Source organism: Pantoea sp. DY-17, assembly GCF_019795975.1.
GTDB lineage: Bacteria > Pseudomonadota > Gammaproteobacteria > Enterobacterales > Enterobacteriaceae > Pantoea > Pantoea leporis.
Genome location: NZ_JAIMIG010000001.1, coordinates 1,179,675 through 1,204,709, shown reverse-complemented (window position 1 = coordinate 1,204,709; position 25,035 = coordinate 1,179,675). Strand labels below are relative to the sequence as shown.

Genomic DNA, 25,035 nt, shown 5'->3' with positions numbered 1-25,035 from the left:
ATCATGAGTGAACACATGCTGGATCTGTTTGTGATTGGCGGCGGTATCAACGGTGCCGGTATCGCGCGTGACGCTGCCGGTCGCGGATTGTCGGTGATGATGTGCGAGAAAGATGACCTCGCGCAGGGCACGTCATCGCGCTCCGGCAAGCTGGTGCACGGCGGGCTGCGTTATCTGGAGTATTACGAGTTTCGACTGGTGCGTGAGGCGCTGATCGAGCGCGAAGTGCTGCTCAACGCCGCACCACATATCATCTGGCCGATGCGGTTTGTCTTGCCGCACAGCCCAACCGATCGCCCGGCGTGGCTGGTGCGCCTTGGCCTGTTTTTATATGACCACCTTGGCGGCCGTCAGAAACTGCCGGGCACGCGTTCGCTGGATTTACGCCGCGATCCCGAAGGTGCGCCGCTGCTGGACTGTTACAGTAAAGGATTCGAGTACTCTGATTGCTGGGTGGATGATGCGCGGCTGGTGACGCTGAATGCGCTGGATGCCGCCGAGCGCGGCGCCACCATTCTGCCGCGTACCCGCTGCGTAGCGGCGACACGTCATAACGGCAAGTGGGAAATCACCCTGCAGGATGCCAGCGGTACCTCACGCACCGTGTTTGCCAAAGTGCTGGTTAACGCCGCCGGACCGTGGGTGCTGGATATCGTCAATCAGGTCACGCACACCACAAGCAGTCGCAACGTGCGACTGGTCAAAGGCTCGCATATCATCGTGCCGAAATTCTGGGAAGGTCAGCAGGCGTATCTGGTGCAGAACACCGACAAGCGGGTGATCTTTATTAATCCGTATGAAGGCGATAAAGCGCTGATCGGCACCACCGATATTCCGTGGCAAGGCAAAGCGGAAGCGGTTACCGCCGACGACAGCGAGCAGCAATATCTGATCGAAGTGGTGAATCGCTACTTCAAGGTGAAACTGCGCGCCAGTGATGTGATCACGCGCTTCTCCGGCGTGCGTCCGCTGTTTGATGACGGCAAAGGCAATCCATCGGCGGTGACGCGTGATTACGTGTTTGATCTCGACGATCAACAAAACGCCCCGCTGCTGCATGTGTTTGGCGGCAAGATCACCACCTTCCGCAAGCTGGCTGAACACGCGATACAGAAACTGGCACCGTTCTTCCCCAACATGGGCGCGGACTGGACGCGGGGCGCCACCTTACCGGGCGGCGATATGCCACACGCCGATTTCGACAGTTTCTTAGAGCAGGTCAAAGCGCGCTGGCCGTGGCTACCGCAGGCGCTGCGTAAACACTATGCGCGGCTGTATGGCACGCGTATCGATAAGCTGATCGGTCATGCCAATGCGCTGGGCGATCTTGGCCGCCATTTTGGTGGGCAGCTGTACGAAGCCGAGGTGCGTTATTTGGTGGTAAACGAGTGGGCGCAGCAGGCCGAGGATGTGTTGTGGCGCCGCACCAAGCATAAGTTGCACCTCGATGACGCGCAGCAACAGGCTTTCACCCAGTGGTTCAACGCCACCTTTGCTGCTCCCGCGCCGCTGCGTGCGCATGCCGGATAAGAGGTGAATCATGCCGTTAACGCTGTCACTGAATACTAATCCGTTGGTGAACCGCTTTGCCGACCCGCAGGATTTGATTACCACCGTGGCGCAGCAGATCCGCATCCGTGATGTGCAGCTCACCCATGAATTTATCAATCCCGGCTGGCCTGCTGCGACCCTCACGCGCATGACGCGCAAGATGCAGCAGGCGCTGCGCGCCACCGGCGTGCGCGTGACCTCCGGCATGACCGGCCCCTATGGTCGCCTCAACCATTTTGGTCATCCTGATGTCGAAGTGCGCCGCTATTATGTTGACTGGTTTAAAACCTTCGCTGATATCACCGCCGAGCTGGGCGGTGACGCGGTGGGTTCGCAGTTCGCCATCTTTACCCAGCAGGATTTCAACGATGTTGCGCGCCGCGACGCACTGATCGACATCGCCATTGATTGCTGGGCCGATGTTGCCGAACACGCCAAAGCCGCCGGATTGAAATACCTGTTTTGGGAACCCATGAGCGTGGGCCGCGAGTTTGGCGAAACCATTCCGGCCTGTCTGGCGCTACAGCAGCGTTTGAGTGCTGCCTCAATGGCGCTGCCGATGTGGATGATGGCGGATATCGATCACGGAGATGTCACTTCCGCCGATCCGCGCGATTACGATCCTTATGCGTGGGCCGAAGCGGTGCCGCGCTACTCGCCGATTATCCATATTAAACAGAGCATGCTGGATAAAGGCGGACACAGACCTTTTACATTGCAGTACAATGCCGGCGGCCGCATTCAGCCGCAGCCGCTGCTGGACGCGCTGGCGCGCGGCGGTGCGCAGGATAATGAGATCTGCCTTGAGCTGAGTTTTAAAGAGCGCGAGCCAACCGATAGCAACGTGGTGGCGGAGATCGCCGAAAGCGTCGCCTTTTGGGCCGGGCATATTGATACCGGCGTGCAGGATCTGCATTTGGCGGAGTGAGGTGCGCGGTTTCCCCCTCACCCTAACCCTCTCCCGCAAGCGGGCGAGGGAACTGTCCGCGCACGCTGCTCGAACGGCCCCTTCTCCCACTTGTGGGAGAAGGTTGGGATGAGGGCTTAAGCGCACCATATAAACCAAAGGACAACCCATGAAACCGGCACCAACCTCGACTGAACGCGACGAATCTCTGGCGCTACGCGCCGCCTGGCTGCACTACGTCGGCGGTTTAACGCAGGCGGAAGTGGCGAAACGACTCGGGCTGCCGTCGGTGAAAACGCACCGCATGATTGCGCGCATGGTGGCGGAAGGCGCGGTGAAGGTGTCGATTGATGGTGATATCGTCGCCTGCGTCGCACTAGAAGATCGGCTGCGCGCGAAATTCGCGCTTAACTTCTGTCATGTCGCCCCCGATCTTGGCGAAGAAGGCTTGCCGGTGCGCGCGCTGGGTATGGCGGGCGCGGATTACCTGCGTAACCTGCTCACCGCGTCGCCTTCTACCACCTTAGGTCTGGGGCATGGCCGCACCCTTTCCGCCGCCATCCATCAATTGCCACGTATTGATGCGCCGCATATGCGCTTTGTCTCGCTGCTCGGCTGTTTAACTCGCAACTACGCGCTCAATCCTCACGACGTTATGCACCGCATCGCCGAGAAAACCGGTGCGCAGGCCTACATGATGCCCGTGCCTTTCTTTGCCAATACCCAGGAAGATCGCCAAGTGTTACTGGCGCAGCGCGGCGTGAGCGAGGTGTTTGCCATGGCGGCGCAGAGTGAAGTCAAACTGGTGGGAATTGGCACCGTGGAACCCGCCGCTCAGCTGGTTGAAGCCGGCATGATTGATGAAGCGGAGATCAACGATATCTCCTCATCCGGCGCGGTCGGCGAGCTGCTGGGCCACTTCTTCGATGCCAACGGACAGATGATTCACACCAACTTAACGGCCCGCACGTTGTCAGTGGATCTCGATCTCTCGCATCGCGCAGAGATTGTCGCCCTGGCGGGCGGCGCCAGTAAAGTCGCCGCGATTCGCGCAGTGCTGGCCAGCGGTCTGGTGACCGGTTTGATCACGGATGAGGTCACCGCGCAGGCATTGGTGGGCTGAATTGCAATGATGAAATGTTCACTGTGTAGTACCAATAAGCGTAATTGGTACTACACAGTGAACATCTCTGACATGATGCGCCGTTGAAAAAATCCTTCACATCAGGCTAAGATGTTCCATATATAGTACAAATTACGTTTATTGGTACCCTGTATGGAACAAGTCATGGCTTCTATCACTTCACCCACCTCACGCTATGCTCAGGAAGCGATTGCCCTATTAGCTTCCTTGATTCGTGCTGAACGTATCGAGAAGCAAATTCCAGTATCTGAGTTAGCAGAAAGAGCCGGTATTTCGCGTGGGACTTTACATCGCATTGAGCAAGGCGACGTGAAATGTCAGATTGGCAGTTATTTCGAGATTGCGGCCATATTGGGCATTCCCCTGTTTGATGCAGAGGTGAGTTTGCCATCATTGGTCAGTCATCGAAATCGTGTTGAAGAAAAGCTCAAGCTGTTACCCAAACACACCAGTAAAAAAAAGAGTAGCAGGAAGGTGAAGGATGACTTCTGAAGCGCGTTTTAGAGACGCTTACGTATGGATATGGCTGCCTGGTGAAACATCACCAGTGGTGGCGGGCAGGCTTGAGGCTGAAGGCGATACGCTGCTTTTCAACTATGGTCGTAGTTATCTGCAGCGCGAAAACCGCATTCCGCTCAATCCCAATGAACTTCCTCTGCGGACTGGCGTTATTCCGCCGCTGAATGGGTTAAACATTGCGGGATGTATCCGTGACAGCGCACCTGATGCCTGGGGACGCCGGGTCATTATCAACCGTCGTATGGGACGGAAAGGCGCCAACGTCGATACCGGAATACTCGATGAGCTGACGTATCTCATTGAGTCCGGTTCAGATCGCATTGGTGCCCTGGATTTCCAGCACTCGGCGACGGAATACATTCCGCGCTCAACTGCAAATGTCACCCTTCCTGAATTACTGGAGTCGGCTGATCGGGTTGAAAAAGGCGTGCCGCTAACACCCGAACTGGATCAGGCGCTTTTTCATGGGACGTCGATCGGCGGCGCGCGGCCAAAAGCGCTGATCGAGGCCGAGGGAAAAAAATACATCGCGAAATTTTCTGCCAGTGCGGATATCTGGAACGTGGTAAAAGGCGAATTCCTGGCGATGCGGTTGGCGCAGTTGGCAGGATTGCATGTCGCTCCGGTGAAGCTAGTCAAAGCCGCCGGACGCGATGTGATCATGATTGAGCGCTTTGATCGTGAACATAAAGCCGATGGATGGACGCGAAAAGTGATGCTTTCGGCGCTGACCCTATTTGAACTCGACGATATGCTGGCGCGCTATGCCAGCTACGAAACACTCGCTGAAATTATTCGTCAACGTTTTGCCGCGCCCAAAGAGACTTTGCTGGAGCTGTATAAACGGCTTTGCTTCAATATTCTCAGCGGCAATACCGATGACCATGCCCGCAATCATGCCGCCTTTTGGGATGGTAAAAGCTTCAGTCTCACGCCTGCTTATGATATTTGCCCGCAAGGTCGTGCTGGCAATGAAGCCTCGCAGGCGATGCTGATTAGTGGCAACAATAATCTGAGTCGTATGAGCAGCTGCCTGGATGCCGCTCATCACTTTGCTTTGAGTCGCGCTGACGCGCATGCGCATTTCGTGCTGATAAAAACGTCGATTGAAACCTATTGGCATCATGTTTGTGATGAAGCCGATTTGAGCCAGGTGGATCGGGAAAGCTTGTGGCACAGGCAGTTCATCAATCCTTTTTCACTTGAATAGCTGATTGCGTGAGCTAGACCAAACTCACTTCCACGCCCTTCTCACGCAGCGCTTTTTGATAGCTCGCCTCCAGTTCGGCATCGGTGATCAGTTGTTTAAACGGCTGAAGCGGTGCCAGCGCAAACGGATGAATCTGGCCAAACTTTGAGGAATCCGTCAGCGCGATGGTGTGTGTAGGTTTTTCCATGATGGCGTTGACCACGTCACAGCGCAGCATATCGCGACCGGTAAAGCCGGTGATCGCATCCCAGCCATCAATGCCGATAAACGCCTTATGGAAATTGAGGTGCTGAATACACAGACGCGTTAGCGGCCCCACCACCGATTCACTGCTTTTCTGGAACAGGCCGCCAAGGATGATCACATCGCCGCCCTTTTCGCGCAGCAATCCGGCGATGTAATGGCTCACGGTAATGATGGTGATATCGTTGCGTTCACTCAGTTCACGCGCCAGCAAGGCGTTAGTACTGCCGCCTTCGATAAACACCGTTTCACCGCTGTTCACCAGCGACGCCGCGTACTCGGCCAGATGCTTTTTCACCGCGAAGCGAGTTTGCATACGCGCGCCAACATCATCACTTTCTGGCGCCACGGCGGAACCGTGCACGCGGCGCAGAAAGCCGCCTTTCTCCAGAAGATTGAGATCCTGACGCACCGTCACTTCTGAGACGCCGGTGGTGTGCGCCAGCTCATTTACGCTGACGCTGCCGCGCTCGCTGACCAATTGGATAATCTGCTGATGACGTGCGTTCATAACACCCGCTGCTGTGAAATTTTTGGCAAGCTTACCAGAAATTTAGCCCAATCCCAGACTGCGGCGACCATTGGCATTCAGCGCGTCGAGGGTGAAGCGATCGCGCCACTGCGTTTCATAATCCTCCTGCGGGAAATCGCCAGGCGACGCACCGCTGGCCAGCGCCTGCGCCACTTTTGTCGCGTATGCGGCATTTTTCTCACACAGCGGTGCGGCGGGAATGTACATCACATTGCCCCAGCCTTGCTGATCCTCTACCGGCGCGACCGAGTGGATCACATCACAATGCCACCAAACCGAATCGCCCGCCTGCAGCGCGGGAATCGAACACAAGCCCTCAATCAGTTCCGGATGCCACTGCGCTGAAACCGGCAGCACCTTGCCCGGCGCAACGCCGCAAAGCTCATCTTCCGGTACATCTTTCAACAACGGACGCAGCAACAAATAGGCCATCGCTTCCGGCACCGGCACCACATGCAGCAAGCCCTGACCAATCTGCATATCCGACAGCGCGGTCCAGCCCTGGAAGGTACGGAATACCGAGCACTTGGTGGTAGTCCCCGATTGATACTCATTCACTTCAGTGCGATACGCCGCATCCCAGGGATCGTATTGATCAAACTGATTGGTGAAAATTTTGCTGAACACCTGCTGATATGCTGGAAGTAACCAACGCTCCAATGCGCCTGAATCGGTGTGCGCGCCAAGACCTTTGGAGGTGGTGCCCGGCAAGCGGCGACGAATACGATCGGGATAAATGATGCTGACGTCAGGATCAAACCAGCGCGAGCCGCGCGACTCAAACGTCCACAAGCGATTGAGGAAGGATTGCGTCTGGGCCATGGCCTCGCTTTGACGCGCTGACATCTGCGCATCGCTCCAGTAAATCGGATAGATTTCCGGACGTGACGCATCAAGATTGCCGAAGAAGTTATCGCCCGGCCCTTGGTAGACGTTGTCGAAATCATTGTCATCGAGGTATTTGAGCATCGATTCATCCCAGGCCAGCGCCTGTTCGCGCGGGAAAGTCTGCTTCACCACTACACAACCGCGTCGACGAATATGATCCTTCACCTCATCGGTGATACGTCCTGCCGCAATATCCTGCTGACTCACCTGCGGCCACGCGCTGCCGTTTTGCGCCTCATCCGCGCGAGCGGCGGCAATTTCGCTGACGATTTTGCTTCTGACTTGTTCAAACAGACCTTCGACATCGCCGATCTGCTCTCTTAACACCCTTTTCATCAGGCGAACGTTATTTTTGAAATCATCAGGTTGTTGCAATGAAGTGAAAGTATGATTCATGACATGCTCCGATTCGTTAACTTGTTTATTTCATTCGAAACCAAAATAAGCTTCATTCATAACAAACGCGCAGCAATAAACAATCATGCAACCGCCGAATCCGGAGGTTGATCACATTAAGATCGAAGAATGGGTTTCAGGTGAAAGTGGCGGCGCGTTTTACGCCACCATTTAAAAATCAGGATTGTGAGGTTTTCGGCAGCGCTTGCAGAATGGCATCCACGCACTGCTGCGCCGAGAGCAACGCGCTATCTAGCTGCAGATGATCGCGCTCCCAGGCTTGATATTCGCGCTGTTCAACTGCCTGCCAATCCGGCAGCTTCAAACCATTAATATCGGAAGCGCGATTTTCGACGCGAAAGCGATGTTTGTTACGATCGGAACAGATTACCTCGACTTCCAGCAGCGGCGCACCGCTCAACAAGGCGATATCGCGATAAGCGTTGCGGATCAGCTGCAGGTCGTTAACCGAGTCGGTAATAACGGTGGAACCGAGTAGCAAATTGTCGCGCGCCAATCCGTAGATGACAAAATACCCTTCCGGCCCGATCGCTTTCTCGCTCTCTTCACCCGATCGCAACGCCTGTTCGATAGTATCGACGCGTAAATACACCGCGCCGATCTGCTGCGCTAATAAGCGCGCAATGGTGCTTTTGCCGGTGCCGGGTAATCCGCTAAACGTGATGAGCATCGATCATCTCCTTGAAATGAAATAAATATGAGTGAAGTTAACTTCACTCAATTCAAGTTGCCAGCCCTTAATCTCTTCTTTCCCGCTTCTCCTTCTGAAAGCGAGTAATGCCATCGCTTAACAGATTTGTCAGTTTCTCAGAGACGAGTTAAGTGACCGACCTCTCAACTCTCAATCCTTCCATTAACAATTCGTTCACCTTTCGTCCTTCAGCGCGGCTCCAGCGACTACGATCTCATCCTGGCGTACTGGAAATGGAGCATCTCATGGATAACATTAAAACCCGCGAACAACGCCTGAGCGCCCTGCGCCTGCGTTCATCGACACCGGTGTTGATTGTCGGCGGCGGCATCAACGGCATCAGCACTTTTCGTGAGCTGGCGCTGCAGGGCATTCCGGCGATTCTGGTGGAAAAAGGCGACTGGTGCCAGGCCGCCAGCGGTGCGCTGTCGCGCATGATTCATGGCGGTTTGCGGTATCTGGAAACCGGTGAATTTACGCTGGTCAAAGAGTCGGTCACCGAGCGCGATCGCCTGCTGAAAAATGCCTCGCACTATGTTTTCCCCCTACGCACCACGGTGCCGATCGATAATCTCGCTGGCGGCTTAGTGAATGCTACCCGCCGTTTTCTGCGCCTGAGCGATAGACCGACGCGGCGCGGGGCGTTGCTGATCAAAACCGGGCTTAGCCTGTATGACATTTACACCCGCCAATATGGATCGATGCCGAAGCATCAGGTGCGCAATGAAGCCGCCACGCGTGACCGCTGGCCGGGATTCGCGCCCTGGGTGAAATACAGCGCCAGCTATTACGATGCCTGGATCAGCGCGCCGGAACGGCTGGGATTTGAGCTGATTGATGATGCCGAAAAAGCCTGTCCAGAGGCGCTGGCGCTCAATTATCTGCAGCTGATCAGCGCCGAAGGAGAAACGGTTATTTTGCAGGATGCGTTAAGCGGCGAGCGATTTAGCCTGCAACCGCATGTGCTGGTGAATGCCGGTGGTGCCTGGATCGACCAGCTTAACCAACGCATCACCTCCAACCGCGATCTGCCAAAGCTGATTGGCGGCACCAAAGGTTCGCATCTGATCCTCGACCATCCCGAATTGCTGCAGATGCTGGATGGCGAAATGGTCTATTTCGAAAACCAGGAAGGCCGCGTCTGCATCATGTTTCCGTGGTTTGGCAAGGTGCTGGTGGGTTCCACCGATATCCGCGTGGACGATCCCGATGCAGTGGTGTGCGAAGAGGAGGAAAAGAGTTATATCCTGGAGTCACTGCGCTTCGTCTTCCCGCATATCGAGGTGGCGGATTCCGCCATCGTTTACACCTTCTGCGGCGTACGTCCGCTGCCCGCCAGCGAGGCCAAACTCAACGGCCAAATCTCGCGTAATCACTCGTTAGTGGTGTTGCCGGCTGACGCCAATCGCGCCTGGAGCACGCTCTGTTTAGTCGGCGGCAAATGGACCACTTTTCGCCAGTTTGGTGAAGAGGCGGCGGATCGCGTGCTGCGGCTGCTCGGCGAAAAACGGCAGGTCTCCAGCGGTGATGTGCCGATTGGCGGCGGACGTGATTTCCCCAAACCTTCAGGACAAACCGCGTGGCTGGCGCAACTGGCGCAGCGTTATGCCGTGCCGCTGCCGCGCGTAATGCAACTCGCCAAACGTTACGGCAGCCGCGCCCTGCCGCTGCTGGCGCTGATCCAGCAGCACGGCGAGCAAATGTTGCAGCATCACGCCGCCTACAGCGATGTCGAATTACGGTATCTGATTGAGCACGAGCAGGTTTGTCAGCTGGAGGATTTGCTGGTGCGCCGCACCTCGCTGGCGATTTGCGGTGAACTCACCGCGCCGCTGGTGCAGGAGATCGCGCAGATCATGGCCGCAACGCTCGGCTGGAGCGACAGCGAACGCGCGCAGCAGCTGCAGCGCGGCTGCGCCAATCTGGCACGGTTGCACGGGCTTACCGGCCTTTACCCCACGGTTTTTCAGGAGGAAACACGACATGTTAGTAACCAATAAAGTGCGCATGCAGCGTCTGTTTCAGCACGGTAAATGCCTGGATGTCGCCATTGATCACGGTATCGCCAACGAGCCCGATTTTCTCATCGGTCTGGAGAATATTGAGGGCGTGATGGATAACCTGATCGCCGCGCAGCCGGATGCGATTCAGGTCAACTACGGTCAGGCCGATCTGCTGCAGCGTGTGGCGGGACGCAAACCGGCGCTGGTGATGCGCACCGATGTGGGCAATGCCTACAACGCGGCGCGTCACCGGGAAATGTGGGCGGTGCTGCACAATCCGGATGAACCGATTCTTGCCGCGTTGCAGATGGACGCCGCCGCAGTGGTGGTGAACCTCTATCTGATCCCGGATGAACCGGGCATTTTCCGCATGTGCGTCGAAAATATTGGCCGCCTGCGTCAGGCCTGCGATCGCTACGCCATGCCGCTAATGATTGAGCCGCTGGTGATGGCCCCCGCCGGACAAGGCGCGGCCTACGGCTCACTCGGCGATGTCGAGAAAATTGTGCCGCTGGTGCGGCTGGCGCGTGAGTTAGGTGCCGATATCATCAAAGCCGATCCCACTGAGAACGTGGAAGATTTTCATCGCGTGGTGGAAGCGGCGCGCTGTCCCACGCTGGTGCGCGGCGGCGGCAAAGGTGAACTGGCTGGCGTGCTGACGAAAAGTGCTGCGCTGATGGCGCAAGGTGCCAGCGGTATGGTGTATGGCCGCAATGTTTATCAACACGATAATCCGTCACGCGTGGTGAAAGCGCTGATGGCGATTATTCATCAGGGCGTCAGCGGCGCGGACGCCCTGGAAATCTATCAGCAGGGTTGAGCCTTACCTGCACCGGCGCTTAAGCGGTGCGCCGTCTTCGCCAGTTGCACGGAGTCGGATATGAAGATAGTCGGTATTGATGCCGGAAACACCATGATCAAAGCGGTGCTGTTTGATCTCAGCGGTCGCGTATTGTCGGTGGCCGAGTGCGCGGGAGAAACCCATCGTCCGCAGGAAGGCTACGCCGAACGGCCGGTAGCGGATATCTGGCATGGCGTCAGCGATGCGGTGAGCCGTTGTCTGCAGCAGGCGGAGACGCCAGCCAGCGATGTGATTGCGGTTGGCGCGGCCGGTCACGGCAACGGTTTGTACGCGTTGGATAAGCATCAGCAGCCGCTGTTTGGTATTCAATCTATCGATCATCGAGCTTGTGACACGGTGCACGCGCTGGAAATGAGCGGCGCGGATAAGCGCATCTATCAGATTTCGCTGCAAAAACCCTGGCCTGCGGCAACGCCGGTATTGATCAGCTGGATTAAGCAACATCAACCCGAGCGCTGGGCGCAAATCGGACATTTATTGCTGGCGAAAGACGTTATCGCCCATTTTCTCAGCGGTGCGATTAGCGCTGATTTTTCAGATGCCGCCGGTGCCGGCTTAATTGATTATCGTGCGCGCAGCTACAGCCGTGAATTGATGGCGCTGTACGACATCGAAGACGCGCTCGCCCTGCTGCCCGCACTGCGTGAATCCTGCGAGGTGGTTGGCCATGTCACAGAACGTGCATCCCAACTCACCGGATTACCGGCGGGCATTCCGGTGGTGGCGGGCATATTTGATGTGGTGGCCAGCGCCGTGGGTTCTGGCGTGGTGAACAGCGGTGAAGCCTCGATTGTCGCCGGTACGTGGAGCATCAATCAGGTGGTGGTAGATAAACCCGATTATCTGCGCCCGGTATTTATGAACTCCATTATAGAGTTCGACCGTTATATGGCGATTGAGGCCAGCGCCACCTCGGCGGCGAATCTCGACTGGTTCCTGCGCGAATTCGACGATGGTCGCGGCGGTCAGGGCGCCGCGCGCAGCAGCGATAGCGTGGCGCACGTGCAACCCAATGCCCAGCTACCGCTCTATCATCCTTATCTTTATTCCGGACGCAAATCGGAACCGGCCAAGGCCGGGTTTTATGGCTTAGGCGGCTGGCATACGCGCGCCGATATGCTGTTTTCGCTGTTTGAAGGCGTGACCTTTGCCCATCGGGCGCATATTGATCGCTTGCGTGCGGCAGGCATCCCTTTTACGCAGGCCATTTTGTCGGGCGGCGCGGCGCGCAGTTGCATCTGGCCGCAGATGTTTGCTGACGTGTTAGGCATACCGATTCGCGTGGCGGAGTGCAAAGAGACCGGCGCGCTGGGCGCCGCCTTGTGTGCCGGTGTGGGCGTCGGCGCGTGGCGCAATCTTGCCGAGGCCGCGCAGCAGGCGGTGCAGATCAATCCCGGCAAATTGTTGCCGCGACCAGAGCGCGTTGCGTTTCACGACGTACGTTATCGGGTGTTTAAAAAGCTGGAGCTGGCGATGCGCGAGATGTGGCAGCAAGCCAGTTGATTATTGTTTATTAACAATGCATTAGTTTTAAGATCGTATAAAAAATGACAACCCCTGCGCAGTGATGTACACTTGAGCTACCAAAATGTTCAAATGAACATTGTTCAGGAGGTTGTTATGACAACTGCATCCCCATTCAATCACGGCAATGCCGCACGCGTCTTCGATCCCACGCTGATCCAGCACGCTCAGCAATCGTTTATGGATCAAATGGGCTTACCGCGTAATCCGCTGAAAGCGCACCAGTTGATCACCGAAGGTCTGGATGTCGGCATCGTTGAACGCGCGGCCACGGTGCTGAAAGCAACGCCACTGGATGTGGCCCAGATGGTCTCTATCGATCGCAATACCTATCGCCGCCGCGAGAAAGCCGGATCGCAACTCTCGGTGGAGCAAGGTGCGCGCGTGTATCAGGTGTTCGAAATTCTGGATGCCGTTTTGCAATTATTTTCCGGTGACGTTGACGCTGCCATGCGCTGGATGTATCAACCTGCGTTTGCACTGGATGATGCATTGCCGATGGAAATGCTGAGCACGCCTGCGGGTTGTGATGCGGTGTTAACGCTGATTGGTCGCCTGGAACACGGAGTAATTGTGTAATGACGCAACGGAAGGAACCGGATGCTCCCTATCGGCTGTTTTATCGACTCGTGAAAGAAGAGTACGCCAGCGAGGCATTTAGCGGCGCTGGCGCTGAAAAATGGGGCGGACGCTGGAATCCGCCCGGCATTAAGACGGTGTATCTCAGCAGTTCAAAGGCGCTCGCCACGCTGGAACTGGTGGTGCATGCCGGTAAAGCGATGCTGGAGAAAAGTCGCTTTGTGATTTTTACTCTGCCGATTCCTGAGAGCGAAATCATGGTGCTGGACAGCAGTAAACTGCCCGACGATTGGCAAAAGTATCAGCAGCAGGAAGAAACACAGGCGATTGGCGCCGCATTCCTCGATGTGCAAGGCGGCTTTCCTTTGCTGTTAACGGTGCCCAGCATTTTGACCGGCGAAGACAACGCCATTCTCAATCCCGACCACCCCGCCGCTGCGGCCCTATTTGCACAAGCTACTTCAGCGCCCTTCGCGCTTGATCGCCGGATTAAAGCGTGACGAGGGTATTGCTTCAGTGCGAGTTGTTGAAAAGGACACATTTGCTAAAGGCGCTGGCGCGTCTGCTGCGGCAAAAGGGCTATCCACAGCGCTGAGGATTTTACGTTGGGCCAGGAGCCTCACGCATGGATGCGTGAGGCAGTTCGGGGCCGGCCAGGACGGCCGATCCCCGAACGGTCCGTTGGCACAACGTAGAAGCCGAAGGCACCGCGCTAGCGGCGCGAGGACGGCCCGTGACGCAGCAGATGTGTCTGCGCCCGCACCGAATTTAAAGCAAAATATCAACGCGCCGGTTTCGCTAAAGCATACGCCGCCGTTAAATCCACACGTTGCCAGAATGACTGATCTGCATCATTGCCAGACAGCGGATAGCCGTTTGGCAGCGCGCTTTTCACCATCAGGCTACGAATCTGCGCATCAGACAGCTGCGGCAACGCGGTTTTTAGCAGGATCTCCGCGCCCTGCGGGACTTTGACAGGCGCGTTCTGCACATTGGCTCTCGGCAGGTTGTAACTCATGGTGAAACGATAGAACTGCTTCATCGCCGGTGAGCGATACGGATCGTCATTGCCATTGCTGCGCGCACACTCTGCCAGCGACGTGCCACACTCTTTTTCCAGCGCGGCACGCAACTGATTACGCGCTTCCCTAAACAGTGCCTGATAGCGCGCATCGTTGAGATAATTCGCCACGTTGCGCTGCGCTACCATGCGCGAACCCATCACATCCAGCGGGTAATGCACGCCCAACACTAAACGCGAATAACCGTAGCGTGCGCCGCGCGTCATCAATGCTTCAAAACGTTCCGGCACCATTTCGGCCAGCAACAAAGCATCGGTATAACCGGTGTTGGTGTGACCACTCGGGAAAGAGCCGCCGTCGGCGGTGTAACGCACGTTATCCTTCACCACTACATCGTCCGGCACCAGATGGATGCTGTTGCCTTCACGCAGGAACGGCCGCGGATAGTTAAAGTGCTTTTTCGCCGCGCTGGTGCTGACTTCACTGGCTTTAATCAGCGCGGCGGCCTTACCGATCTCACCTTTGTCGTAAGCGGCGAGGAAGGCTTTGCCAAGGCGCGGACCAAGCGCATCGGAGAGGAAATAGAGATAGCTGATGGCTTCTGCATCGGCCAGAGCCTGATGACGCACATTTTGCGTGGCGTTCAGGTTGATGTGGGTGACGGTGGCTTGGCTGGCATCAAGTACGCTGGCGGGCAACGTGCTAAAGCCCGAAAGCAGCGCAATTCCGGCCTGCTGGTTCTCTTTCATTTTGAAATCGTAGCCGCTGTTTTTCAGCCACTGCGTGTCAGCTTGTTTCGCGGTCTGTTTGGCTTTATCCAGTTGCTCGCGCGTCAACGTGCTGGTATCACCTTGCAGCGCCTGACGTTCAGCCTGCAGCGATTGCTGTTCGAGATCGCTATAAGCGGAGGTGGAGCCGGTAGAGGTTAAGCCTGCCAATGCGGCCGCATCGGGCAGTGAGACCGCATGTGCCTGCTGTGCCAGCAGAATAACCGATGCAATCAGTGTGAAGCGGGTTTTCATTATTTTCCCCTGTTTTCAGAATATTACCTTGCCGGGGAAACACGCTAGCACTCGGTTATGACAGATTTATTTCACTTAACGACACTGACTGGCACAGTTTTGTACGCAAATTTGTGCCAGCGAGCCGCAGCCGCCGTTATTGTCATTTTTACACTGTGATTGCTGCACATAGCAGTTTTGCTGACAGGCTGAAACATCGCACTTCGCCGCAATCGGCGTCAGCTGCACCACCGGTGCTTTTCGCTCCGGCTGCCATTGCGGTTGTGCCAGCACGCTGGCGCTGAACAGCAAGGTAAAAGCCATTATCCATTTCATGATTGAGTCCTCGCAGAACGGGTGTAATGAGTATGGCTGCTGCGGAGCCAATTACCATGCTGAAACAATCGATTCACTCTTTCACAGAAGTTGCTCTGCTGCAGTGCATGGGCGTGCGCCACTGTAGTGCAGAGTGGCAAGATCAGATGCTGCTTCGTTAATTTAAAATCAATGAGTTAGCCTTCATTTGGCCAATCTTCCAACCTGGTACAAAAGTTGCAGTCTTTAATGCATAGCAAAGGAGACGGATATGAAAGCGATTGTGATTGGCGCGGGCATTGGCGGTATGAGTGCTGCGATTGCGCTGGAGAAAGCGGGTTTTGACACCGCGGTGTTTGAAGCAGTGAAAGAGATGAAGCCGGTGGGTGCGGCGATCTCTATCTGGCCCAACGGCGTGAAATGTCTCAACGCGTTGGGCATGAAAGAGCCGCTGCGCGCACTGGGCGGCAACATGACGTTTATGGCCTACAACGATGCGCACAGCGGCAGCACGCTCACCCGCTTCAGCATGAAACCGCTGGTGCAGCAGGTGGGGGAATATCCCTATCCGGTGGCGCGCGCCGAATTGCAGGCGATGCTGATCGATACCTACGGACGTTCGCGCATTAGCTTTGGTAAACGCGTCACGCAGGTTGAGCAAACCGAGCATGGCGTCACCGCCTGGTTTGATGACGGTAGCCAGGCCGAAGGTGATTTTCTGATTGCCGCCGATGGTACGCACTCGGTGATCCGCCACTATGTGCTGGGTGAAAGCGTGGAACGTCGTTACGCCGGTTACGTCAACTGGAACGGCCTGGTGACAATTGATGAAGCGATTGCGCCCGCCGATCAATGGACCACTTTTGTCGGCGAAGGCAAACGCGTGTCGCTGATGCCGGTCAGCGATAACCGCTTCTACTTCTTCTTTGATGTTCCGCTGCCAAAAGGCTTGCCGGAAGATCGCGCAACGTTGAAAAACGATCTCAAAGGCTACTTCAGCGGCTGGGCCGAACCGGTGCAGCGTCTGATTGAACGCCTCAATCCGGAAACCACCAACCGCGTGGAAATCCACGACATCGAACCGTTTAGCCGTTTTGTTAAAGGTCGCGTGGCGTTGCTGGGCGATGCCGCACACAGCACCACGCCGGATATCGGGCAAGGCGGTTGTGCGGCGATGGAAGATGCGGTGGTGCTGGCGCAGACGCTGGCGTCACACTCTTTAGGGATTGAGGATGCGTTGTTACGTTATGAAGCCCGTCGTGTGGATCGCACCAAAGATTTGGTGTTGAAAGCCCGTAAGCGCTGCGATGTGACCCACGCTAAAGACGCGGAAGTGACGGCGGCGTGGTATGCAGATTTGAAAAACGAAACCGGCGAGCGCGTGCTGGCCGGCATGTGCGATACCATTGAAGGCGGTCCGCTGGGTTGAACCAGGTCGCCATCAATGGCGGTTCTACGACTCTAATCCACGATTTTTTAGCATAGGGCCGATCTCCGGCTCTTTGCCGCGCCACGCCAGCCACAGATGCTGCAAATCGGTGCTGTTACCGCGTGACAGAATATGTTCGCGGAACTGCTGACCGTTTTCGCGTGTTAATCCACCGCGTTCGACAAAGGCTTGATAGCCATCATCGGCGAGCATCTGCGTCCAGATATAGGCGTAATAACCGGCTGCATAGCCGCCGCCCCAGATATGGCGGAAATAGCTGGAGCGATAGCGAGGCGGAACCGTCGCCAGCGCAATGTTTTCGGCGGCCAGCGCCTGCAGCTCGAAGTGGCTGACGTCCTGCGGATTGTCGTGCGTGGTCAGTGAATGCCACTGCAGATCCAGCAGCGCGGCGGCCAGCAGTTCGGTCATGTCGTAACCTTTGTTGAACTTCGCGGCGCGCACCATCTTGTCACGCAGCTCAGCCGGCATCGCCTCGCCGGTTTTGTAGTGGCGCGCATAGTTGGCAAACACCGCTTCGTTGCTGGCCCAATGTTCATTAATCTGCGACGGGAACTCGACAAAGTCGCGCGGCGTGGCGGTACCCGACAAGCTCGGATAGCGTTGCGTGGCGAACAAACCGTGCAGCGCATGACCAAACTCGTGGAACAGCGTGATCACTTCATCCCAGCTCAGCAGCGCCGGCTGGCCTGCCTGCGGCTTGGTGTAGTTGCACACGTTGTAGATCACCGGTTTGGTGCCGAGCAGCGTGGTTTGGTCGACGAAATTACTCATCCACGCGCCGCCGCTTTTGTTATCACGCTTAAAGAAATCGGTGTAGAACAGCGCCAGCGGCGTGTCGTCGGCATCGAAAATCTCGTAAACGTTAACGTCCGGATGATAAACCGGCAGATCGTGGCGCTGGCTAAAGCGAATGCCAAAAAGCTGGCTGGCCGACCAGAACACACCTTTTTCCAGCACGTTATTCAGCTCAAAGTACGGGCGGATTTGGCTCTCATCCAGCGCGTATTGGGCTTTACGCACCTGCTCGGCATAAAAACTCCAGTCCCAGGCGCGCAGCGGAAAACTGTGATGCGCGGCTTCAATGGCCTGCTGAATGTCGGCGGCTTCGCGTTCCGCGCGGGCCCGCGCGGCAGGGACAATATTGCGCATAAAGGCAAAAGCCGCCTCCGGCGTTTTCGCCATCTGATCCTGCATGCTCCATTCGGCATAGGTTTTGAAACCGAGCAAACTCGCCTGCTGCGCGCGCAGTTGTGCCATGCGTAGCACGATGTCGCGCGTGTCATTATCATCGCCCTGCTCGCTGCGTGTTAGCGCCTGCTGGAACAGCGCTTCACGCGTGGCGCGCACTTCCAGCGCCTGCAGCGCCGGTTGCTGCGTGGTGTTTTGCAGCGCAATCAGCCATTCGCCGTGCAAGCCGCGTGCTTCGGCCGCCGCTTTGGCATGCGCCAGCTCTTCTTCACTTAATCCGGCCAGCGCCGCAACATTGCTCACCACGTAAGCACCGGCTTTGGTGGCCGCCAGCAACTTATTGCCGAAGCGGGTGCTGAGGCTCGCCAGCTCCTGATTGCAGGCGCGCAGCTGGGTTTTATCCGCTTCGTTCAGGCTGGCACCGGCCAGCTGAAAATGCTGCCAGGTGACTTCCGCCAGCCGCATCGCTTCGGCATCCGGGCACTGCGAGCCGCGATGCTGGTAAACGGTATCGAGGCGAGCAAACAGCTGGCTGTTCAGGTAGATTTCGTCATTGAGCGCGGTGAGTTGCGGGGTAATCAGTTCATCGATTTCCTGCAGCCGATCGCTGGTGTTGGCGGAAGTCATGGCACCAAACACCAGATTCACGCGCTTCAGCAACTGGCCGCTACGCTCCAGCGCCTCAAAGGTGTTGGCAAAGGTTGGCGCGTCAGGATTGCTGGCGATCGCCGCCACTTCGCGCCGTTTCTCTTCAATCCCCGCTTCCAGCGCCGGCAGAAAATCCTCTTCCTCAATCTGGTCAAATGGCGGGGTTTGATACGGCAAGGTGCTGGCGGTGAAAAACGGATTGGTTCGTGAATTCATTATCGCTCCTGATAATCAGCAACGCCGCACGGTGGCGGCGGGATGGTTCTATCCTGGCAGTTTCCTCGTCACTCAACAACTTATCGCCTGCTGTTGATAAACGCTGATGATTTCTCCCGCCACCGCGACGGCAATTTCCGCCGGTAACTTGCCCTTCACATCCGCCAAACCAATCGGGCAGCGCAAACGTGCGAGGGAATCTGCCGCAATGCCTTTGCCCTCTAAGCGATAGCGAAAGCGCTGGGCTTTAGTGGCAGATCCAATCACACCGGCATAGCGAAAATCGCCGCGCCGCAAGATCGCTTCGCTGAGCGCCAGATCGAGTGGATGATCGTGCGTCATCACCACAAAATAGCTGTCGGGCGCGGCTTCCCGCACGCAGTCAATCGGATCCTCAACCTGACGCACCGTCACGCCGGGCGGCACGGCGCGAAACTGCGCGGCGCGGCTATCAACCCACGTGATGCGGCACGGCAAAGTGGCAAGCAGATTTACCAGCGCCTGGCCAACGTGACCTGCACCGTACACCTGGATTTCCGGCTGCTGCTGCATCAGCGGTTCAAACAGCAAAGTGGCGTGACCACCGCAGCATTGGCCGAGACGCGCAGCCAGCGCAAACTCTTCACTGCGCGGCTGGGTGCAGCGCTGCTGCAGCATCTCTCGCGCCTGCGCAATGCATTGATATTCGAGATGGCCGCCGCCAATGGTGAGAAAAGTGTCAGTGGCGCTGACCACCATTTTGCTACCGCGATCGCGCGGCACGGAGCCCCGCTCGCTGAGCACGGTAATCAGTACACAGCTTTCGCGTTTTTCCCGCAGGCTGTGCAATACGCCGATCCAGTCATGATAAATCATGTTCCGCTCCTGATAAGCGCTGAATCCCCCAGAATACCCGCTCCGGCGTGGCGGGCGCGTCCAGCTGCGGATGGCGACGATAGTTATCAACGCTGGCAACCGCATCCTGCAATGCGCACCACACGGCGATGCCCAGCATGAACGGCGGTTCGCCGACGGCTTTGGAGTGAAACACCGTGTCCTGCGGGTTTTTGCGGTTCTCTACCAGCGTGACGCGCAAATCACTGGGCACATCGCTGATCGCCGGGATTTTGTAGCTGGCCGGGCCATCGGTGAGCAATTTGCCCTTGTCGTTCCACACCAGTTCTTCGCAGGTGAGCCAGCCCATGCCCTGCACAAAACCGCCCTCAACCTGGCCGATATCAATCGCCGGATTCAGCGACGCGCCCACATCATGCAAAATGTCGGCGCGCAGCAAGCGGTATTCGCCGGTCAGCGTATCCACCAGCACTTCGCAGCAGGCCGCGCCGTAGGAGAAGTAATAGAACGGTTTGCCGCGTCCGGCGGCGCGATCGTAATGGATGCCCGGCACTTTGTAGAAACCGGTGGCAGAAAGCGGCACCTGATTAAGCCACGCTTGCTGTGCAACCTGGGCGAAGGTGAAGTGTTTCTCGCCGACGCGCACGATACCGTTGCTGAAATGCACCGCGTCTGCCGCGCATTGATGTTGCTGACACAGCATCTCGGTCATGCGATCGCGCAGGATTTGCGCCGCATTTTGCGCCGCTTTGCCGTTGAGATCGGCCCCGCTGGACGCTGCGGTTGGCGAGGTGTTGGGCACTTTGCCGGTATCGGTGGCGGTCACCTGAATCTGGCTGATATCAATTTGCAGCACTTCCGCCACAATCTGCGCCACTTTGGTGTTTAAGCCCTGGCCCATTTCGGTGCCGCCGTGATTGAGCTGCACCGTGCCATCGGTGTAAATCAAAATCAGCGCGCCGGCCTGATTGAGGAAGCTGGAGGTAAAAGAGATGCCGAATTTCACCGGCGTCAGCGCCAGTCCGCGTTTCATAAAACGGTTGCTGGCGTTAAATGCGCTGATGTCACGACGCCGCGCGGCGTATTCGCTGCTGGTTTCCAATTGCTCCGTCATCTCATCCAGCAGATTGTCTTCCACCTGCTGGTGGTAATGGGTGATGTTGCGATCGGTTTTGCCGTAATAATTACGTTTGCGTAGTTCGAGCGGATCTATTCCCACTTCGCGCGCGACGTGATCCATGATCTGCTCAATCGCTACCATGCCTTGCGGCCCGCCAAAGCCACGGTACGCGGTGTTCGAGGCGGTATGTGTGCGGCAGCGATAGCCGGTAATCAGTGCATCGCCGAGGTAATACGCGTTATCGGCGTGGAACATCGCACGATCGACAATCGATCCGCTGAGATCGAGTGAATAACCGCAGTTGCCGGCCAGATCGATCTTCACGCCGCAGAAGCGACCATTGTCATCGACGCCGACATCGTAGCGGACAAAAAACGGATGGCGTTTGCCGGTGATCTGCATATCGTCGCGGCGCGCCAGACGCATTTTTACCGGTTTGCGCAGCTGACGCGCGGCGATGGCACACAAACACGCCACGCCCGCCGCCTGCGTCTCTTTGCCGCCAAAGCCACCGCCCATGCGCCGCATATCAATGGTGACTTTGTTCATGGTGATGCCCATCACTTCCGCCACCAGTTTCTGCACTTCGGTGGGGTTTTGCGTCGAGGAGAACACCTGCAAGCTGTCATCTTCGCCGGGGATTACCAGCGCCGTCTGGGTTTCCAGATAGAAATGTTCCTGACCGCCGATGTGAAATTCGCCCTGAATACGGCGTGACGCCCGCGCCAGCGCAGCGTCAGCATCACCGCGTTGGTGAATGTGCGGCTGCTGCACAAAGAAACGCTGTTCCAACGCTTCACGCACGTCGAGGACGGCCGGTAGCGCTTCGTACTCAACAATCGCCGCTGCGGCGCCGGCACGCGCCGCTTCCGGTGAATCAGCGGCGACGGCAATGACGATTTGACCGAAATATTCGATTGTGTCCTGCGCCAGCAGCGGATCGCCCGGTTCGAGCGGACCGACATCGTTGAGGCCCGGCACATCGCGCCATGTCAGCACGCTGACCACGCCCGGCACCGCGTAACATGGCTGCACATCCAGTTTGGTGATGCGCGCATGCGCATGCTCGCTCAGACGCGGACAGAGATGCAGCAATCCCGGCAGATCCGGCTTGTCGTCGATATACAGCGCTTCACCGGAGACATGCTTGTCGGCACTTTCATGTTTATTGCTGCGCCCGACGCCCGTTTGCATGTCGGTGGCAAACTGGGTTTTCAGCAGCGTTTCGTTCAGTTCCGGACGGTTATGAGACATAGCGCGATACCTCAGTAATGGTCAGCTCGCCAGACGCTTGTGCGTAGTAGCGGCGCAACAGATTGCGCGCCGCCTGCAGGCGATAATCGGCGCTGGCGCGGAAGTCGCTTAGTGGCTGGAAATCCACACTTAGCGCGGCGCAGGCTTTTTCGATGGCGCTGAGATGCAGCGGCTGGCCCAGCAGTTGTGCTTCAGCCGCCAGCGCGCGTTTCGGCGTGGCGGCCATACCACCAAAGGCGAGCCGCGCTTCCACAATTACCCCTTCCGCGATGTGCAGATTGATAGCGGCGAAAACTGCGGAAATATCATCATCCAGCCGTTTAGCCACTTTCCACGCCGCAAAGTTGGGTGACACCGTCACTTTAGCGATGGTGATGCTGCGAATGAATTCACCCGGCAGCAAGACCGTTTGGCGATAGGCGGTAAAGAATTGATCGAGCGGGACTTCTCGCTGCTTGTCGCCCAGTTGCAAAACCAGATGCGCATTTAAAGCCAGCAGCATCGGCGCGCAATCACCAATCGGCGATGCGTTACCAATGTTGCCGCCGAGCGTGCCCTGATTACGAATTTGCAATGAGGCAAAACGCTCCAGCATGCTGCTAAACGCTGGAATGTGCTGTGCTAAAAACTGATAGCAATGCTGCAATGAGGCGGCAGCACCGAGATATAGATGCGTTTCATCTTCGTGGCAGACCTTCAACTCATCGACCTGCTCCAGCGCGATCAGCAGCGGCAAGCGCTGATATTGCTGAGTGATTTGCAGCGTCAGATCGGTACCGCCAGCCACCAGACGGGCTTCAGGATATTGCTGATAGAGCTCGGCGAGTTGCGCTACTGTTTTTGGCAGATAGCAGCGGCTGCCCGCGGCTTCGATGATCTGTACTTCATCGTTGCTGAGCGCCTGTAAACGCTGTACTAGCGCGGGTGCATTGGCGCTGAAGGCATCTGCATCAGGTTGTTCACACGCCTGCTGCGCCGCATCCATGATCGGACGATAGCCGGTGCAACGACATAAATTACCCGCCAGCGCCTGTTCTGCCTGATGTCGATCCCAGCCAGCGCTGTTTTTCTGCAGAGTAAACAGCGACATCACAAAACCCGGCGTGCAGTAGCCGCATTGCGAGCCGTGGCAATCCACCATCGCTTGCTGCACGCTGTGCAGTTCGCGGCCCTGCTTGAGATCTTCCACGGTAATCAATTGCTTGCCTTGCAGGCTGCTGACCAGCGTCAAACAGCTGTTCACCGCCTGATACTGCATCTGCCCATCGACGACTTTACCGAGCGTGACGGTGCAGGCACCGCAATCGCCAGACGCGCAGCCCTCTTTGGTACCGCGACGCTGCTGCTGGCCGCGCAGGTAGTTAAGCACGGTGAGATTGGGATCAAGCTCGCATTCGGTGATTAAACGATCGTTGAGTAAGAACTGGATCATGCGATTTGCTCCTCACTTTCGCGCTGCCAAACCGGTTTGCCGCTCACCCAGGTTTGCGCGATGTTGCGGTCGTCGCCAAGCGTCATCATCACAAACAGCCGCTCCCAGATGTCTTTGCTGTTGGCATCACGCAGCTTCTGCAGCGGCGACACCGCCGCATCGAGTACCACGAAATCGGCCTCTTTGCCGGGGTTAAAATTGCCGATAACGTCATCCAGATCGAGCGCGTGCGCGCCGCCTAAGGTGGCGTGATAAAACGCTTCGCAGGCGCTGAGTTTGTATTGCTGTAGCTGGCCGACTTTGTAGGCTTCGCCCAGCGTTTGCAGCAGATTAAAGGTGGTGCCTGCGCCGACGTCAGTACCAATGCCCATGCGTACGCCCTGCTGCCAGCAGCGTTTGATGTTGAATAATCCGCTGCCGAGGAACAGGTTTGAGGTCGGGCAGAAGGCAATTGATGAATCGGTGTCATGCAGGCATTGCCACTCTTGATCTTCCAGATGCAGGCAGTGCGCGAACACGCTGCGTTTGCCGGTAAGTTGGTGATGATGATAAACATCGAGATAGCCTGCGCGCTCCGGGAATAGCGCTTTTACCCAGGCGATCTCCTGCGGATTTTCACTTAGGTGCGTGTGCATCCAGACATCAGGAAACTCCTCGCGCAGCTGGCGCACTTTATCCAGCAATTCCGGCGACGAGGTCGGAGCAAAGCGCGGCGTGAGCGCATAGCTCAGGCGACCGCGCTGATGCCAGCGCTCAATCAGTTCACGCGTGTGCTGATAACTCTCTTCCGGCGTTTCGGTCAGGTATTCCGGCGCGTTGCGATCCATCATCACTTTGCCCGCGATCAGCCGCATATCCAGCTGCCGCGCGGCGCTGAACAGCGAGTCGACCGACTGCTTATGCACGGTGCCGAATACCAACGCGGTGGTGGTGCCGTTCGACAGCAGCTGATGCAGGAAGAACGCCGACATTTTTGCCGCGTGATCGGGACAGTGATATTGGCTCTCCACCGGGAAGGTATATTGGTTGAGCCACTCCAGCAGCTGTTCGCCAAAGGCGCCGATCATTTCGGTTTGCGGATAATGAATATGGGTATCGATAAAGCCGGGCACGATCAGTTTACCGCGCAGATCGATGACGCGAGTGGGATCAACGCGCCCTTCCGCGATTTGCCAGCTTTCCAGGCTGACCACTTTGCCGTCACGCAGCGTTAATAAGCCATCTTCGAGATAGCGCGCATTGGCAGCGATGTCGTCCGGCTGCGCGGCCAGAGCGGTGAAATCAAAGAAGCTGGCGCGCAGCAGCGTTTCGGGTGCGTAAGGCATAATGGTTCCTTGGTGCTTTTTTATGAGTGCAGGTGATTGCCTTAAAGATAGTTTGCAAAGCGCATGCCAATGCAAAGAACAAAAAATACTGTTAACTTTCAATATAATAGGTTGTTTTTATGCGTTTTTGTGTCAAGCTTGACGAGCAAACGTATGCGCA

21 protein-coding genes are annotated in these 25,035 nt (G+C 56.8%); 11 read left to right on the top strand and 10 right to left on the bottom strand.

Annotated elements, in window-relative coordinates:
• Positions 1 to 3: 3 nt before the first annotated feature.
• From K5Y33_RS05720 to K5Y33_RS05700, 5 genes are all read left to right on the top strand, one after another.
• Positions 4 to 1,530 (top strand): glycerol-3-phosphate dehydrogenase, encoded by a 1,527-nt coding sequence (locus K5Y33_RS05720; RefSeq protein WP_222233429.1) that lies wholly within the window; start codon positions 4 to 6, stop codon positions 1,528 to 1,530.
• Between the two features lie 10 nt (positions 1,531 to 1,540).
• Positions 1,541 to 2,479: a sugar phosphate isomerase/epimerase gene (locus K5Y33_RS05715; protein ID WP_222233428.1), complete on the top strand. Its 939-nt coding sequence runs from the start codon at positions 1,541 to 1,543 to the stop codon at positions 2,477 to 2,479.
• 148 nt (positions 2,480 to 2,627) lie between these two features.
• Positions 2,628 to 3,581, top strand: a complete 954-nt coding sequence (locus tag K5Y33_RS05710; protein WP_222233427.1) for a sugar-binding transcriptional regulator — start codon at positions 2,628 to 2,630, stop codon at positions 3,579 to 3,581.
• Positions 3,582 to 3,746: 165 nt separating this feature from the next.
• Entirely contained in the window at positions 3,747 to 4,094 is a 348-nt protein-coding gene (locus tag K5Y33_RS05705) for a helix-turn-helix domain-containing protein (RefSeq protein ID WP_110866164.1), read from the top strand.
• A complete protein-coding gene (locus tag K5Y33_RS05700) occupies positions 4,084 to 5,331 on the top strand; it encodes a type II toxin-antitoxin system HipA family toxin (protein ID WP_222233426.1) in 1,248 nt (415 codons plus the stop codon). The genes K5Y33_RS05705 and K5Y33_RS05700 overlap by 11 nt, the downstream gene beginning before the upstream one ends.
• 13 nt (positions 5,332 to 5,344) lie before the next feature.
• On the opposite strand, the gene K5Y33_RS05695 is transcribed toward K5Y33_RS05700, so the two are convergent.
• The 3 genes from K5Y33_RS05695 to K5Y33_RS05685 all read right to left on the bottom strand — a co-directional run bounded on the left by K5Y33_RS05695 (position 5,345) and on the right by K5Y33_RS05685 (position 8,081).
• The gene (locus K5Y33_RS05695; RefSeq protein ID WP_222233425.1) at positions 5,345 to 6,085 is read right to left on the bottom strand and encodes a DNA-binding transcriptional regulator YciT; all 741 of its coding nucleotides are present in this window, start codon (positions 6,083 to 6,085) and stop codon (positions 5,345 to 5,347) included.
• A gap of 42 nt (positions 6,086 to 6,127) precedes the next feature.
• Positions 6,128 to 7,390: a DUF1479 domain-containing protein gene (locus K5Y33_RS05690; RefSeq protein WP_222233424.1), complete on the bottom strand. Its 1,263-nt coding sequence runs from the start codon at positions 7,388 to 7,390 to the stop codon at positions 6,128 to 6,130.
• A gap of 178 nt (positions 7,391 to 7,568) precedes the next feature.
• Positions 7,569 to 8,081, bottom strand: a complete 513-nt coding sequence (locus K5Y33_RS05685) for an AAA family ATPase (protein WP_222233423.1) — start codon at positions 8,079 to 8,081, stop codon at positions 7,569 to 7,571.
• Positions 8,082 to 8,347: 266 nt separating this feature from the next.
• Here K5Y33_RS05685 and K5Y33_RS05680 point away from each other — a divergent pair, with 266 nt between their 5' ends.
• The 5 genes from K5Y33_RS05680 to K5Y33_RS05660 all read left to right on the top strand — a co-directional run bounded on the left by K5Y33_RS05680 (position 8,348) and on the right by K5Y33_RS05660 (position 13,570).
• Positions 8,348 to 10,102, top strand: a complete 1,755-nt coding sequence (locus K5Y33_RS05680; protein ID WP_222233422.1) for a glycerol-3-phosphate dehydrogenase/oxidase — start codon at positions 8,348 to 8,350, stop codon at positions 10,100 to 10,102.
• Entirely contained in the window at positions 10,086 to 10,925 is an 840-nt protein-coding gene (locus K5Y33_RS05675; RefSeq protein ID WP_210080679.1) for a class I fructose-bisphosphate aldolase, read from the top strand. Before K5Y33_RS05680 ends, K5Y33_RS05675 begins: the two co-directional genes overlap by 17 nt.
• Before the next feature lie 60 nt (positions 10,926 to 10,985).
• Positions 10,986 to 12,470 carry an FGGY-family carbohydrate kinase gene (locus K5Y33_RS05670; RefSeq protein ID WP_222233421.1) on the top strand — a complete coding sequence of 495 codons (1,485 nt, stop codon included), beginning with the start codon at positions 10,986 to 10,988 and terminating at the stop codon, positions 12,468 to 12,470.
• A gap of 117 nt (positions 12,471 to 12,587) precedes the next feature.
• Positions 12,588 to 13,070 carry an antitoxin Xre/MbcA/ParS toxin-binding domain-containing protein gene (locus K5Y33_RS05665; RefSeq protein WP_192233888.1) on the top strand — a complete coding sequence of 161 codons (483 nt, stop codon included), beginning with the start codon at positions 12,588 to 12,590 and terminating at the stop codon, positions 13,068 to 13,070.
• A complete protein-coding gene (locus tag K5Y33_RS05660; RefSeq protein WP_222233420.1) occupies positions 13,070 to 13,570 on the top strand; it encodes an RES family NAD+ phosphorylase in 501 nt (166 codons plus the stop codon). Before K5Y33_RS05665 ends, K5Y33_RS05660 begins: the two co-directional genes overlap by 1 nt.
• Before the next feature lie 281 nt (positions 13,571 to 13,851).
• Here K5Y33_RS05660 and K5Y33_RS05655 read toward each other — a convergent pair whose 3' ends face one another.
• Entirely contained in the window at positions 13,852 to 15,114 is a 1,263-nt protein-coding gene (locus K5Y33_RS05655) for a phosphatase PAP2 family protein (protein ID WP_222233419.1), read from the bottom strand.
• 75 nt (positions 15,115 to 15,189) lie between these two features.
• Positions 15,190 to 15,429, bottom strand: coding sequence for a hypothetical protein (locus K5Y33_RS05650; RefSeq protein WP_101764365.1), 240 nt, complete (start codon positions 15,427 to 15,429; stop codon positions 15,190 to 15,192).
• Between the two features lie 250 nt (positions 15,430 to 15,679).
• On the opposite strand from K5Y33_RS05650, the gene hpxO reads away from it, so the two are divergent.
• Positions 15,680 to 16,837, top strand: coding sequence for an FAD-dependent urate hydroxylase HpxO (gene hpxO / locus K5Y33_RS05645; protein ID WP_222233418.1), 1,158 nt, complete (start codon positions 15,680 to 15,682; stop codon positions 16,835 to 16,837).
• Between the two features lie 24 nt (positions 16,838 to 16,861).
• Here hpxO and dcp read toward each other — a convergent pair whose 3' ends face one another.
• The 5 genes from dcp to guaD form a co-directional block, all read right to left on the bottom strand.
• On the bottom strand, positions 16,862 to 18,910 hold the full coding sequence (gene dcp, locus K5Y33_RS05640) for a peptidyl-dipeptidase Dcp (protein ID WP_222233417.1): 2,049 nt from the start codon (positions 18,908 to 18,910) through the stop codon (positions 16,862 to 16,864).
• 72 nt (positions 18,911 to 18,982) lie between these two features.
• Positions 18,983 to 19,765 (bottom strand): xanthine dehydrogenase accessory protein XdhC, encoded by a 783-nt coding sequence (xdhC, locus tag K5Y33_RS05635; RefSeq protein WP_222233416.1) that lies wholly within the window; start codon positions 19,763 to 19,765, stop codon positions 18,983 to 18,985.
• Positions 19,752 to 22,118 carry a xanthine dehydrogenase molybdopterin binding subunit gene (xdhB, locus tag K5Y33_RS05630; protein WP_222233415.1) on the bottom strand — a complete coding sequence of 789 codons (2,367 nt, stop codon included), beginning with the start codon at positions 22,116 to 22,118 and terminating at the stop codon, positions 19,752 to 19,754. Before xdhB ends, xdhC begins: the two co-directional genes overlap by 14 nt.
• On the bottom strand, positions 22,108 to 23,550 hold the full coding sequence (gene xdhA / locus K5Y33_RS05625; protein ID WP_222233414.1) for a xanthine dehydrogenase small subunit: 1,443 nt from the start codon (positions 23,548 to 23,550) through the stop codon (positions 22,108 to 22,110). The genes xdhB and xdhA overlap by 11 nt, the downstream gene beginning before the upstream one ends.
• Entirely contained in the window at positions 23,547 to 24,875 is a 1,329-nt protein-coding gene (gene guaD / locus K5Y33_RS05620) for a guanine deaminase (protein WP_222233413.1), read from the bottom strand. Before guaD ends, xdhA begins: the two co-directional genes overlap by 4 nt.
• Positions 24,876 to 25,035 lie beyond the last annotated feature (160 nt).